Consider the following 12,273-nt stretch of genomic DNA (forward strand, 5'->3'; position numbering starts at 1 on the left):
TCGTAGGTCGTGGTCCCCGATCAGGATCAACCGAGTCGGGCCGAGACTCATCCTCCTTGCGGGCGTGACCATGGCCACACGCCTGAGCACGGGGAGCGGTAGCGTTCGCCGCGTGCGAGGGGTTGCGGCGGGGATGCTGCTGGTGCTGACCGCCGGCTGCACCGCCGGGGAGGAGCCAGGGATGGGATCGACCGAGCGGACCGAGCCGAGCAGCCCATCGGCGACGGCGAGTGAGTCGGAGACGGTGACCGGGTCTCCCGACGCGACCGCCCAGCCGACGGCGCCCCCCGGGCGGCTCGCGGCCGACCTGCGGCAGGCGACCTGGGACGACGACCTCGGCGCGGCCCGCCGCCTGGTCGAGCAGGGCGCCGACGTCAACGCCAAGGACGACACCCAGCAGTCGGCGTACCTCATCGCCGCCAGCGAGGGACGCGACCGGATCCTCGAGCTGACGCTGCGCAACGGGGCCCGGGTGAACGACAAGGACTCCTTCAACGGCACCGCGCTGATCCGGGCCGCCGAGCGCGGCCACGCCTGGGCCACCGGACGGCTGCTGCAGGCCGGCATCGACCGGGACCACGTGAACAACCTCGGCTGGCAGGCCGTGCACGAGGCGGTGTGGCTGGGCGAGCCGACCCGGGAGTACGTCGACACGGTGCGCGTCCTGGTCGCTGGCGGCGTCCAGCTCGACCGGACGGCACTCGGGCAGGGGCTCACCCCGCTGGAGATGGCTCGGAGCAAGGGCCACGACGGTCAGGTCGCCACCCTGGAGCGCGCCCGGGCGGAGGCACCGGCGGACCCCGACGCCCTGCTGCTGCGCGCCGCCGCCGAGGGCGACCCCGACTCTGTCGCGATGGCCCTGCGCCACGGCGCGGACCTGGAGACCCGCGACGAGCGACGACGTACCCCCCTGCTCCTGGCGGTCACCGAGGACCGCGTGGCCGTGGCCCGGCTCCTCGTGGCGATGGGGGCCGACCCGGACGCGGTGGACCACCAGCAGGACACCCCGTGGCTGGTCACCGGCGTCACCGGCAGCGTGCCGATGCTCGAGGCGCTGCTGCCCGCGGACCCCGACCTCACCATCACGAACCGGTACGGCGGGGTCTCGGTGATCCCCGCCAGCGAGCGCGGACACGTGGAGTACGTCCGACGGGTGGTGCAGACGCCGATCGACGTCGACCACGTCAACGACCTCGGCTGGACCGCGCTGCTGGAGGCGGTCGTCCTCGGCGACGGCGGTCCCGCGCACCAGGAGATCGTCCGGATCCTCCTCGACGCCGGGGCCGACCCGAGCATCGAGGACAACGACGGCAACACCGCGCTGGAGAACGCGCGCCGGCTGGGCCACGACGAGATCGCCCGGATCCTGGAGCAGGCCCGATGAGCACGGCGACCCCCGGGAGCGGGACCCGGACCGGTGCGTCGATGTGGAAGTTCTTCGTGTTCTCCGCGATCGGGGTGCTCGCGTTCTTCGTCCCGATCCCGATCGGCGGCACCACCACGATCCTCCTCGACCACCTCGTCACCTGGGTGGAGGAGACCGTCCCCGGCGCGCTGCCGTGGTACGCGCTCGCCCTGATCGCGGGCGGCGCCGTACTCCCCTTCGCCACCGGGACCTGGCGCCGCAGCACCACCGACGCGGTGTTCGCCCTGGCCCGCCTAGTCGGCCTGGTCGTCGGCGTCATGCTCGTGCTAGGCGTCGGCCCGGCCTGGCTCTTCGCCGACGACATGGGGCCGTTCCTGCTCAACGCGCTGGTGATCCCGGTCGGCCTGCTGGTGCCGATCGGCGCGGTCTTCCTCGCGCTGCTGGTCGGCTACGGCCTGATGGAGTTCATCGGGGTGCTCGCCCGGCCGCTGATGAAGCCGGTGTTCGGCACGCCCGGTCGCTCGGCGGTCGACGCCGTGGCCAGCTTCGTCGGCTCCTACTCCCTGGCCCTGCTCATCACCAACCGCGTCTACCTGGAGGGGAAGTACAACCAGCGCGAGGCGATGATCATCGCCACCGGATTCTCCACCGTGTCGGCCACGTTCATGATCGTGGTCGCCAAGGCGCTGGACCTGATGGGCCACTGGTCCTTCTACTTCTGGTCGACGCTGGTCATCACCTTCGTGGTCACCGCGCTCTCGGTCCGGATCTGGCCGCTGCGGTCGTGGACCCAGGACGGCGCCCCGGGGGTGACCCCGCAGCCGGAGCAGGACGCCGAGGGCCCTCGGCTCGCCGCAGCGTGGGCCGCCGCCCGCGAGACGGTCGCCGCGGACCCCGGCATCGGACGCACCCTGTGGGTGAACGTGCGCGACGGCTTCCTCATGGCGATGGCGATCCTGCCCTCGATCCTCTCCATCGGGCTGCTCGGCCTGGTGCTGGCGGAGTACACCCCGCTCTTCGACTGGCTGGCCTGGCTCTTCTACCCGCTCACCTGGCTGCTGCAGATCCCCGAGCCGATGCTGGTCGCCAAGGCGGCGGCGCTCGGGGTCTCGGAGATGTTCCTGCCCGCGGCCCTGGTCACGGGGTCCGCGATGGCGGTGAAGTACGTCGTCGCGGTGGTCTGCGTGTCCCAGGTGATCTTCTTCTCCGCGATGGTGCCGAGCCTGGTGGGGACGCAGATCCCGGTCTCGATCCCGCGGCTGCTGGTGATCTGGTTCGTCCGCGTCGTGCTCAGCCTGGCGATCGCGATCCCGGTGGGGCTGCTCGTCTTCTGACGCGGCCCCGCCGGGATCGCTCGCCGGTGGCCTCAGGCGCAGTACGGCGACCCGGGCGCGTCGAGGTAGCGCGCGGAGACCCAGGTCCCGTTGCCCAACTGGTACCACGCCTTGTCGGACTGGTTGTTCTGCATGCCGTTGATCCAGCACACGGCCGTCACCCGGTCACCGCGGTGCAGGCGGCCCTCCTTGTCGGCCCGCAGCAGCGGTGCCTCACGGCGGTTCAGCGTGTCCGTGGTGACCTTGCCCGTCGTCCGCGTCGGCTCGCCGCACAGTCGCGGCGCGCGGCCGACGTTGTCGACGTACTTGGCACTGACCCACTTCTGGCCACGTGCCTTGACCCGGTACCACAGGTCGTTGCCCTTCACCTCGACGCTGCGGACCTTGCACACCAGCCGGATCCGCGACCCGTTGGCGAAGGAGTCGATGGTCGGCGTCCCCGACGCGGGCACGAAGTGGGCCTTCAGGCCCCCTCGGGCGTCGACCTTGCCGACGTACGTCGTGGCCGCGTCCGCCGGCGTGGCCATCAGGCCGGATCCCAGCGTCGCGACGACGGCGGTGGCCAGTGCTGCGGTGCGTGCTCCCAACATGAGGTTCCCCCTTGCTCGGTTCCGGCGCCGGACCTCCCGACGCTCTCGACTGGGGTGACGCATGGGGTCGGTGGGAGGTTGCACCCGACCCGCGAACTTCTCGGCCCTTGGAATACTTCATCTGTTGAACTAGTTTCCCGAGCATGAGAATCGATGTGTGGTCCGACGTGGCCTGCCCCTTCTGCTACCTCGGAGAGCGCCGGCTGGAGCAGGCGCTGGCCGACTTCCCGCACCGGGACCAGGTCACCGTGGTCTCCCGCAGCTTCGAGCTGGACCCGGCCGCCGAGCGCGGCGAGCACCGGCCGATGGCTGAGGCGCTGGTCCAGAAGTTCGGCTCCACCGCAGCGCAGGTCGAGGCGATGCAGCGCGGCATCGCCGCCCAGGTGAACGAGGCCGGGCTGCCCTTCGACACCTCGCGGGCGATGGTCGGCAACACCGCGGACGCTCACCGGCTGGTCCACCTGGCCGACGAGGCCGGGCTCGCCCGGGAGATGATGCGGGCACTGCACCGCGCCTACTTCTCCGAGGGCCTGCGGGTCGGCGACGCCGACGAGCTGGTCGCGCTGGCGGGGAAGGTCGGGCTGGACGAGGCGCGGGTGCGCGAGGTGCTCGCCGGCGACGAGTACTCCGACGCCGTCCGCGACGACCAGACGCGCGCCCGCCAGCTGGGCATCACCGGCGTCCCGTTCTTCCTCTTCGAGGACAAGTACGGCGTCTCCGGCGCCCGCTCGGTCGCGGAGCTGCGCAGCGTCTTGGACGAGGTCTGGGCCAAGGAGCACCCGGTCCAGATGCTCGGCGACGACGCCGAGGGCGCGGTCTGCACCGACGACACCTGCCGCTGAGGCCCGCCCGTCCCGCTGACTGGAGGTAGCCCCGAAGCCCTCAGCGCAGCGGCGCCAGCTCGGCCGGGCGAAGGCGGTAGACCTGAAGCCGCAGGTCGTAGTACTTCTCCGTCTCGCCGACCCACTCCATCCCGAGCCGCTGGGCGGTCGCGCCGCCGCGCTCGTTGGTGGGCCGGACCACGGAGAAGATCTCGTCCACGCTGTGCTGGGCGAAGGCCCACTGCGCGACCGCGTGGCCGGCCTCGACGGCGTACCCCTGGCCCCAGGCGTCCGGCACCAGCTGCCAGCCGAGCTCGAGGTCCTCGCCACCGGGCGGCAGGTAGAGCAGGATCACGCCGCCGATCACCCGGCCGGTCTCGGTGAGCTCGATCGCCCAGCGGCCGGCGGGCGGGGCGAGGCGCTCGTCCTCGGCCCTCCACTGCTGCAGGACCGCGCGCATCGCGGCGGCGTCGGGTACGGCGTCCATCGCCGGGCTCAGCCAGCGCGCGACCTCCGGCCGGCCGTAGATCTCGAACGCCGCCTCCGCGTCGTCGACCGTCCACGGTCGCAGCGTCAGCCGGCTGGATGTGATCGTGCTTCCCGCCATGGGGCTCCCCCTCCGCTCCGGCCTGGCACCGCACGGCCGCGCCGTGCTCGCAGCCTAGCGGGCCGACCCGCCCGGCTCACGGAACCGGGATCACCACGTTCCACTCGCGCAGCTGCGGGGAGCCGACGACGCCGGCGGCGGTGTAGGGGTCGGCGTCCACGATCGCCTGCGCCTCCGCCTCGTCGGCGACGTCGAAGACCACCAGCGCCCCCGAGCCGTCGCCCCAAGGGCCGGCCATGACGACCTTGCCCTCCTCGTGCAGGCCGCGGAGGTAGTCCAGGTGCTGCGGCCGGGCGGCGGCGCGCGCGTCGGGGTCGGTGTAGGTGAAGGTCAGTGCGAAGCGCGCCATGCACTCATCATGCACCTCGCGCCCGCGACCCCGCGGCCGTCGCCCGTTGCGGCTGGCGAACCAGCCGCGCGAGCAGGTGCCGGACCCCCGGCCAGGGGCCGAAGCCGGACGCCGGGTTGAGGTGACCGACGGGGCCCAGCTCCACCACGGAGGCACCCCAGTCGGCCGCCATGGCTCGGACCCGGCCGGGGTCGCCCAGCGGGTCGTCGGTGCTGGCCGCCACGAGACTGGGGAACGGCAGCGGCGTCCCGGACACCGGCAGCCAGCCGGCGGCCCTCAGCTCCGCCAGCCGAGGATAGGCCGGCGGCAGCTCGTCGGCCAGATCCGGCGGGGTGGCGAGCAGGGCGCCGCGGATCCCGCCCGCGGTCGCGTGCCGCGTCGCCCAGTGCACGGTGACCAGCACCCCCGCGCTGTGCGCCACGAGGGTGACCGGACCGTTCGCCTCGGCGACCGCGCGGTCCAGATCGGCCACCCTGCCGTCGAGGTCGCAGGGATGGCGGTCGAAGGAGCCGACCACCCGAGCCGCCGAATGGGTCGCAGCCAGCCGGGACTGCCAGTGGTCGGGCGAGTCCCCCCGGAGGCCCGGAATCAGCAGGATGGTGGACATCGGAGCACCTCCGTCGGGCTCGGGTCAGGCCGCCATCGCGGCGGCTCGGTCGATGCTGCGCGGATAGGCCCGGCGCCCGACGACCAGGGCGGCGATGGCGAGGACCGAGACGACCGGGACGACCTGCATCGCGCCCTCCAGCCCGAGCCGGTCGGCCAGGATCCCGGTGACGATCGGGCCGGCCGCGAGACCGAGCAGGTTGTTGACCAGCGTGAGAGTGCCGAACGCGGTGGCGCGGATCGACGCCGGGGTCAGCCGCGCGACCATGGCGCCGGCCGGTCCGGTGGTCCCGGCGCAGAAGAAGATGCCGACGCCGATCGACAGCAGCTGCGCAGGCCCCGGGTCGAGGGCGAAGCCGATCGAGAGGAAGACCAGGGCGACCAGCGCGTAGACGATCGCCGAGCTCCACTTGCGGATCGGGCGGTCCCGGCTGACCCGGTCGGTGAGCAGGCCGCACACGATCATCCCGACCCCCATGAGCAGGATGAACACGGCGGCCAGCGCCCCCGCCTTGTCCGGGCGCAGCCCGTAGGCCCGGTTGAGGAAGCTGGGCATCCAGGCGAAGAACGTTCCCGCCAGGAACAGCTGCAGCCCGCTGCCGACGTACGCGCAGATCACCGACGGCGTGGAGACCAGGGTGCGCAACGGCGCCCGGGGTCCCGTCGCCGTCGGGAGCGCGACGTTGTCGGGGTGCTGGTGTCGCAGCAGCTCGCGGTCGGAGACGAGGAGGGCATAGCAGGCGACGAGCACGAACCCGATGATCGCCATGATCCCGAACGACCAGCGCCAGCCCAGCTGCACGGCCAGGATCCCGCCCAGGAAGACACCGATGACCGAGCCGAAGGAGCCACCGGCCATGAAGGCCCCGGACAGGCTCGCCTGGCGGCGCGGGGAGAAGACCATGAGGACCACGGCGAGGCCGACGCTCCCGTAGGCCGCCTCGCCGAGGCCGACGAGGAAGCGGGCGAGCATCAGCTGCTCATAGCTCGCGGCCAGGGCCGACGCGGCGGTGGCCAGGCTCCACAGCAGCGCCATCGCGACGATCGCCCGGGAGCGTCCCCAACGGTCGCCGAGCAGCGAGAGCGGGACCGCCAGCACGCCGACGGTGAGCGAGACGATGCCGGTCAGGGAGCCCAGCTGGGTGTCGGTGAGGCCCCAGGCGACCTTGAGGAACGGGAAGACGGCCGAGAGGACCTGCCGTGCCATGTAGTCGGACAGCAGGAGTCCGAAGGTGAGGGCGAAGACGAGCCACGGGAAGATCCGCGAGCCGACGGGCTCGGCAGTGCGTTCGCGCGCGGGTGTGCGGGCAGGGTCGATCGAGGTGGACATGACGCTCCAGACGTGGCGGCGCGGCACGGGCCGGAGTCGCCGGGTGTGAGTGGGTGGTGTGGGGGTACGGCGCCGCCGTACCCCCCACACCGGGTCGCCTCAGGCGTGGAAGGTGAACCCGACCTGGCCCTGGGCACGGTTGGGCGCGTAGCCCAGCTTGGCGAGCGTCTCGTCGACGCTGTTGTAGGTCTGCCCGATCCGGTAGATGTCGTGGGCGTCCTTGCCGGTGGCGACGTCGCGCCCCAGCTCGCCCGTGATCCGGACCAGCTGCTCGATCTGCTGCACGGAGGTGAGCTTCTGACCGGGCAGGCCCCAGAGGGTGTCCTCGTTGCCGTTGCGGCAGTGCAGCCCCATCGCGATCGCCATCGTGTTGACCGGCAGCACGCTGCGCATCAACGTCTCCAGCGTCAGGCAGGCCCCGTCGGGGACCCTGCTGATGAAGTTCATCATGTTGTAGGGGTTGGGCCCGTCGAAGCCGCCGCCGATGGCGACCCAGGTGAGGTTGAGCGGCCCCATGTAGTGACCGCGCCGGATGAGCCGCTCGACGGTCTCCAGCTGCGGGATGCTGGAGAGCTGGAAGTGCGGCTGGATGCCGTTGGCGGTGAGCCGCTTGAGGTGCTCGATCACCCAGGTCGGGCTGGCCGGGACGACCATGTCCTGGTAGGCCGCCCACACCTCCGGGCGCTCGAAGGACGTGCCGGCGATGTCCTCGGGCGTCATCAGCTCGACGATGTTCATCTGGCTGGTGTTGATCGCGATCGTGACCTGGTCCGGGGCCGGGTCGAGCTCGGCCAGCATGTGCCGGGCGTCGTCCTCCAGCCACTTCGCATCGGCGCCCTCGCCCTCAGGGGCGAAGGAGATCGAGCCGCCCACCTGGAGGATCATCTCGGGGACGGCCTCACGGAGCCGGCCGAGGAGCTCGTTGAACATGGAGAGCCGCTTGGAGCCCTTGCCGTCGAGCTCGCGGACGTGGATGTGCAGCACCGTGGCGCCGGCGTTCCAGCAGTCGACCGCCTGCTGCACGTGCTGGTCCATGGTGAGCGGAAGGTCGGCCTCGAAGTCGGCCGGCTCCCACTCGGGGCCGTAGGGGGCGGCGGTGATGACCAGCGGCTCCTGAACCTCGGGGAACAGGGCGTCGTCGTGGAAGTGCATGGATGTCTCCTCGTGGTGTGGGTGTGGCGGGTCAGAAGGTCGGGGTGCCGCAGATGCCGGCGCGCTCCATCTTTCGGACGTCGGGCCAGTAGTCCTGGACGGCGTAGTGCTGGGTGCAGCGGTTGTCCCAGATCGCGAAGCTGTTCGGCGTCCAGCGCCAGCGGACCTGGTACTCCGGGACGGCGGCCTGGCGGATCAGGTAGTTCAGCAGCTCGCCGGCCCCGGGGGTGTAGTCGAAGCCGAAGCGGACCCGGTCGGGGGTGTGGAAGTTGACGAGGTGCGTGGTGAAGGCGTTGACGAACAGCACCTTCTCGCCGGTCTCCGGGTGGGTGCGTACGACGGGGTGCTCGGCGTCCGGGAAGCGCTCCTTCAACGCCAGCCGCCGGCCCGCGGGCATCGAGGCGCCGAAGGTGGCCTCGATGCTGTGCCGCGCCCGCAGGCCCTCGATCTGCTCCTTGACCTGTTCCGGCAGGCGCTCGTAGGCCGCCACCATGTTCACCCAGATGGTGTCGCCGCCCACGCGGGGCGTCTCCACGCATCGCAGGATCGAGCCCATGGGCGGCGCCTCGCGCCAGGTCGCGTCGCAGTGGTAGGCGTTCTCGTAGTGCTCGGGCGCGCTGTCCAGGTCCTTGTAGATGCGCACGAGTCCCGGGTGGTCGGGGTCGCTCCCCGCGACCGGGTGGTCCTCCAGCGGGCCGAAGCGCTCAGCGAGGGCGACGTGCTCGGCCCGGGTGATGTCCTGGTCACGGACGAACAGGACCCGGTGCTCCAGCAGCAGCGAGCGCAGCTCGGCGAAGAGGTCGTCGCTGCGCGCGGCATCCGCAAGGCTGACGCCGTGCAGCTCGGCACCGATACTGGCGGTGAGGCGCTCGACCCGGAAGTCCCCGGACGGGGAGACGGTGAGCTCGGGCTCGTAGGTGGTGGTCATGATGGCTCCTTGGTGGTGGTCGCGGCTGGTCAGAGTGCGGGCTGGAGGCTGAAGACGGAGGAGCCGATGCTGCGCCCCGACTCCAGGTCGGTGTGCGCCTGCACGGCGTCCTCGAGCGCGTAGCGCTGGTTGATCTCGATGGCGATGCGGCCGGACCCGACGAGGTCGAAGAGCTCGCCGGCGAGAGCGGCGCGCTCGGCCGGGTCGGCGATGTAGTCGGCCAGGGCAGGGCGGGTGACGAACACCGACCCCTTGACCGCGAGCTCCATGGCGTCGATCGGCGGCACCGGGCCGGACGCCGTACCGAAGCAGACGAGCAGGCCTCGCCGGGCCAGGGAGTCCAGGGAGGAGCGGTACGTCGTCGCGCCGATGCTGTCGAACACGACCGGCACCCCCACCCCGCCGGTGAGGTCGCGGACCCGGGAGGCGACGTCCTCGTGCGGGTAGACGATGGTGTGGGTGCATCCGTGGGCTCGGGCCACCTCGGCCTTCTCCTCGGTGGAGACGGTGCCGATGACGTCGATGCCGAGCTCGCGCGCCCACTGGGTGAGGATCAGGCCGACCCCGCCGGCCGCGGCGTGAAGCAGCACGGTGTCCCCGGCTCCGAGGCGCGGGGCGATCCGCCGCAGCAGGTAGGCGGAGGTCAGGCCGCGCATGGTCATGGCCGCGGCGGTCTCGAACGCGATCTCGTCGGGCAGGGCGATCAGGTGCTCGGCCGGCATCACCCGCTCGGTGCTGTAGGCGCCCAGGGGGCTGCCGGTATAGGTGACCCGGTCCCCCGCGGCGAAGTCCGCGACCCCCGAGCCGACCGCCTCGATCACGCCGGCGGCCTCGACGCCCATCCCGGCGGGCAACGGCGCGGGATAGAGGCCGGTCCGGAAGTAGGTGTCGGCGAAGTTGAGGCCGACGGCCGCATGACGGACACGTACCTCGCCGGGGCCCGGCTCCCCCACCTCCAGCTCCTCCCAGCGGAGCACATCCGGCCCGCCGGTCTCGTAGAAGCGGATTCCCTTCGCCATGATGCGTCTCCCAGGTCGGTGCGATGTGACGTGGGTAACGCTAGGAAGGACGACCGGGCATTTCTTTACCGATGTGGTCAGACTTCCTATCCTTTGAAGACACTCGTCCGCACGAGGGGGTGTCGTGGCTCCGTCCCTGCGCAGCGCGACCCTGACCGGGTACGTCGACCTGGCCGGATCACTCGGTCTCGACCCGGCCGCGCAGCTCCGCGCCGTGGGGCTGGATCCGGCGGACCTCGCCGCACCCGACCGGTGGATCTCCGCGGCGGCCACCGCGCGTCTGCTCGAGGAGTCCGCGACCGCCTCCGGGGCCGGTGACTTCGCCCTGCGCCTGGCCGAGCGCCGGCGCCTCTCCACCCTCGGACCGCTCAGCGTCGTGCTGCGGGAGGAGCCGGACCTGCGCGGCGCCCTGCAGCTGCTGCTCCGCTACGAGAGCAGCTACAACGAGGCGCTGCGGATGCGGCTGACCACCGAGCACGGGCTGGCGACCGTCCGGATGATCCTCGACCTGGGGGAGCTCGCACCCGAGCGGCAGGCGGCCGAGCTGGCCGTGGCGGCACTGCACGGCATCATCCGGCAGTTCCTGGGCACGGAGTGGCAGCCCTTGGCCGTCTGCTTCACCCACGCGGCACCCGAGGACCCCCTCCACCATCAGGCGGTCTTCGAGGACCGGCTGCGCTGGGAGGAGGCGTTCAACGGCCTGGTCCTCTTCGACCGCGACCTGGACGCCGCGAACACGCTGGCCGACCCCCTCATGCGCCCCTACGCCCAGCAGCTGCTGCCGGCGATCGCCTCCCCTCGCGCGGTCCGCGCGGCCGACCGGGTGCGCGAGACGCTCGAGGTGCTGCTCCCGCTCGGTCGTTGCTCGATGACCCAGGTCGCCCGCACCCTGGGGGTCGAGAGACGTACGCTGCATCGGCGTCTGGCTGCCGAGGGCGAGTCGTTCTCAGCCGTGCTGCACCAGGTCCGCGCGAGCCTGGCCGGTCGTCATCTGTCCAACCCGCGCAACTCCATCACCGACGTGTCCGAGCTGCTGGGCTTCTCCGCTCCGAGCGCGTTCACGCGCTGGTTCACCCAGCAGTACGGCGTCAGCCCGCGGCAGTGGCGGTCCGCGTCGGTGACGCCGCCTGGCCGTTGAGTGCCTCCTCCAGGTGGGCGGCGAGGTCCTGCGGGTCGTCGTACACCGCGACCGCGCCGGCCTCGAGCAGCTCGTCGCCGCTGATCCCGCCGGAGCGCAGGCCCACGCACCGCAGCCCCGCGCGGGCGGCCGACTCCACGTCCCACACCGCGTCGCCGACCACGACCGCGCTGTCGGCGCCGATCCGCTGCGCGGCCACGGAGATGATCTCGGGGGCCGGCTTGCTGGCCTCGGCGTCGTCGCCGGTGACGATCTCGCCGAGCACATGCGCGTCGGCGACCTGCTCCAGCAGCCGGTCGACCTGGTCGGGCGGTGAGCTGGAAGCGAGGACGGTGCGGCGCCCGCTCTCGGCGATCGCGTGCAGGAGGTCGGAGGCGCCGGGCAGTGCCCGCACCTCGCCGACCGCCTCCATGAAGATCTGGTCGTGCAGGTCGCGCACCTCGTCGCCCATCCCGTGCTCGACGCTGTCGCCGGCCACGGCGGCCACCAGGCGGTCGCCGCCCATCCCGATGGCGCGGTGGATGCGCGCGGCCGGGACCTCGACCCCGATCCGCTGGAAGGCGAGCTTCCAGGCGCGCACGTGCTCGTAGACGGAGTCCACCAGCGTGCCGTCGAGGTCGAGGATCACGGCCGCGTCGTCGTCAGCCATCCAGCGCCTCAGTGGAACCTGAGCGCGTCGATGAGCTCGCGCTTGGTCATCGTCGAGCGGCCGGGGATGTCGAGCTCGCCGGCGCGCTCGCGCAGCGCCTCGACGTGCCAGTCGTCGTAGGACCCCGACTCACCGCCCTTGCGACCCACCTGCGTGCGCGAGCTGTTGGCGGTCGCGTTCGCGATGCGAGCGGACTTCTCCTTGCTGTTCCCCTCGTCCCGGAGCTTCTCGTAGACCTCGTCGTCCTTGACGCTGGGACCCGGATCCTTGCTGCCAGGCATGGTCACTCCTCTCGTTGCTCCCTCTGCCTCCACCCTCGCTCGCCCGGGCAACCCGGGCATCACCCCCAGGCATGTGCGGGCGATGCCGTGCGTCCCGCCGTAC

14 protein-coding genes are annotated in these 12,273 nt (G+C 71.9%); 4 read left to right on the plus strand and 10 right to left on the minus strand.

Going from position 1 to position 12,273, the window contains the following annotated elements:
* Positions 1 to 112 precede the first annotated feature (112 nt).
* Together K8W59_RS16770 and K8W59_RS16775 are read left to right on the plus strand one after the other, a co-directional pair.
* Positions 113 to 1,384, plus strand: a complete 1,272-nt coding sequence (locus tag K8W59_RS16770; protein WP_223396097.1) for an ankyrin repeat domain-containing protein — start codon at positions 113 to 115, stop codon at positions 1,382 to 1,384.
* Positions 1,381 to 2,700 (plus strand): YjiH family protein, encoded by a 1,320-nt coding sequence (locus K8W59_RS16775; protein WP_223396098.1) that lies wholly within the window; start codon positions 1,381 to 1,383, stop codon positions 2,698 to 2,700. The genes K8W59_RS16770 and K8W59_RS16775 overlap by 4 nt, the downstream gene beginning before the upstream one ends.
* A 32-nt stretch (positions 2,701 to 2,732) precedes the next feature.
* On the opposite strand, the gene K8W59_RS16780 is transcribed toward K8W59_RS16775, so the two are convergent.
* Positions 2,733 to 3,290: a hypothetical protein gene (locus K8W59_RS16780; protein WP_223396099.1), complete on the minus strand. Its 558-nt coding sequence runs from the start codon at positions 3,288 to 3,290 to the stop codon at positions 2,733 to 2,735.
* 143 nt (positions 3,291 to 3,433) lie between these two features.
* Between K8W59_RS16780 and K8W59_RS16785 the strand changes: the two genes are divergently transcribed.
* Positions 3,434 to 4,132 (plus strand): DsbA family oxidoreductase, encoded by a 699-nt coding sequence (locus tag K8W59_RS16785; RefSeq protein ID WP_223396100.1) that lies wholly within the window; start codon positions 3,434 to 3,436, stop codon positions 4,130 to 4,132.
* Between the two features lie 40 nt (positions 4,133 to 4,172).
* On the opposite strand, the gene K8W59_RS16790 is transcribed toward K8W59_RS16785, so the two are convergent.
* From K8W59_RS16790 to K8W59_RS16820, 7 genes are all read right to left on the minus strand, one after another.
* Entirely contained in the window at positions 4,173 to 4,718 is a 546-nt protein-coding gene (locus tag K8W59_RS16790) for a GNAT family N-acetyltransferase (protein ID WP_223396101.1), read from the minus strand.
* 76 nt (positions 4,719 to 4,794) lie between these two features.
* Positions 4,795 to 5,067 (minus strand): YciI family protein, encoded by a 273-nt coding sequence (locus tag K8W59_RS16795; protein WP_223396102.1) that lies wholly within the window; start codon positions 5,065 to 5,067, stop codon positions 4,795 to 4,797.
* A 7-nt stretch (positions 5,068 to 5,074) separates the two neighbouring features.
* On the minus strand, positions 5,075 to 5,674 hold the full coding sequence (locus K8W59_RS16800) for an RBBP9/YdeN family alpha/beta hydrolase (protein WP_223396103.1): 600 nt from the start codon (positions 5,672 to 5,674) through the stop codon (positions 5,075 to 5,077).
* 24 nt (positions 5,675 to 5,698) lie between these two features.
* Positions 5,699 to 7,003: an MFS transporter gene (locus K8W59_RS16805; RefSeq protein WP_223396104.1), complete on the minus strand. Its 1,305-nt coding sequence runs from the start codon at positions 7,001 to 7,003 to the stop codon at positions 5,699 to 5,701.
* Positions 7,004 to 7,102: 99 nt separating this feature from the next.
* Positions 7,103 to 8,155 carry a BKACE family enzyme gene (locus K8W59_RS16810; protein ID WP_223396105.1) on the minus strand — a complete coding sequence of 351 codons (1,053 nt, stop codon included), beginning with the start codon at positions 8,153 to 8,155 and terminating at the stop codon, positions 7,103 to 7,105.
* Positions 8,156 to 8,186: 31 nt separating this feature from the next.
* Entirely contained in the window at positions 8,187 to 9,083 is an 897-nt protein-coding gene (locus K8W59_RS16815; RefSeq protein WP_223396106.1) for a TauD/TfdA dioxygenase family protein, read from the minus strand.
* A gap of 29 nt (positions 9,084 to 9,112) precedes the next feature.
* Positions 9,113 to 10,102, minus strand: coding sequence for a quinone oxidoreductase family protein (locus K8W59_RS16820; protein WP_223396107.1), 990 nt, complete (start codon positions 10,100 to 10,102; stop codon positions 9,113 to 9,115).
* Positions 10,103 to 10,226: 124 nt separating this feature from the next.
* Between K8W59_RS16820 and K8W59_RS16825 the strand changes: the two genes are divergently transcribed.
* Entirely contained in the window at positions 10,227 to 11,240 is a 1,014-nt protein-coding gene (locus tag K8W59_RS16825) for an AraC family transcriptional regulator (RefSeq protein WP_223396108.1), read from the plus strand.
* Here the strand turns inward: K8W59_RS16825 and K8W59_RS16830 are convergent.
* Complete coding sequence (locus tag K8W59_RS16830; protein ID WP_223396109.1) at positions 11,191 to 11,889, minus strand: HAD family hydrolase; 699 nt, start codon at positions 11,887 to 11,889, stop codon at positions 11,191 to 11,193. The genes K8W59_RS16825 and K8W59_RS16830 overlap by 50 nt on opposite strands.
* 8 nt (positions 11,890 to 11,897) lie before the next feature.
* Entirely contained in the window at positions 11,898 to 12,170 is a 273-nt protein-coding gene (locus K8W59_RS16835; RefSeq protein WP_223396110.1) for a DUF7218 family protein, read from the minus strand.
* Positions 12,171 to 12,273 lie beyond the last annotated feature (103 nt).

Source organism: Nocardioides rotundus (genome assembly GCF_019931675.1).
Taxonomy (GTDB): domain Bacteria; phylum Actinomycetota; class Actinomycetes; order Propionibacteriales; family Nocardioidaceae; genus Nocardioides; species Nocardioides rotundus.

Excerpts from the sequence above, each read along its gene's own strand:
- K8W59_RS16775 (WP_223396098.1), top strand. The coding sequence starts at position 1,381 with ATGAGCACGGCGACCCCCGGGAGCGGGACCCGGACCGGTGCGTCGATG.
- K8W59_RS16780 (WP_223396099.1), bottom strand. The coding sequence starts at position 3,290 with ATGTTGGGAGCACGCACCGCAGCACTGGCCACCGCCGTCGTCGCGACG.
- K8W59_RS16785 (WP_223396100.1), top strand. The coding sequence starts at position 3,434 with ATGAGAATCGATGTGTGGTCCGACGTGGCCTGCCCCTTCTGCTACCTC.
- K8W59_RS16790 (WP_223396101.1), bottom strand. The coding sequence starts at position 4,718 with ATGGCGGGAAGCACGATCACATCCAGCCGGCTGACGCTGCGACCGTGG.
- K8W59_RS16795 (WP_223396102.1), bottom strand. The coding sequence starts at position 5,067 with ATGGCGCGCTTCGCACTGACCTTCACCTACACCGACCCCGACGCGCGC.
- K8W59_RS16800 (WP_223396103.1), bottom strand. The coding sequence starts at position 5,674 with ATGTCCACCATCCTGCTGATTCCGGGCCTCCGGGGGGACTCGCCCGAC.
- K8W59_RS16805 (WP_223396104.1), bottom strand. The coding sequence starts at position 7,003 with ATGTCCACCTCGATCGACCCTGCCCGCACACCCGCGCGCGAACGCACT.
- K8W59_RS16810 (WP_223396105.1), bottom strand. The coding sequence starts at position 8,155 with ATGCACTTCCACGACGACGCCCTGTTCCCCGAGGTTCAGGAGCCGCTG.
- K8W59_RS16815 (WP_223396106.1), bottom strand. The coding sequence starts at position 9,083 with ATGACCACCACCTACGAGCCCGAGCTCACCGTCTCCCCGTCCGGGGAC.
- K8W59_RS16820 (WP_223396107.1), bottom strand. The coding sequence starts at position 10,102 with ATGGCGAAGGGAATCCGCTTCTACGAGACCGGCGGGCCGGATGTGCTC.
- K8W59_RS16830 (WP_223396109.1), bottom strand. The coding sequence starts at position 11,889 with ATGGCTGACGACGACGCGGCCGTGATCCTCGACCTCGACGGCACGCTG.
- K8W59_RS16835 (WP_223396110.1), bottom strand. The coding sequence starts at position 12,170 with ATGCCTGGCAGCAAGGATCCGGGTCCCAGCGTCAAGGACGACGAGGTC.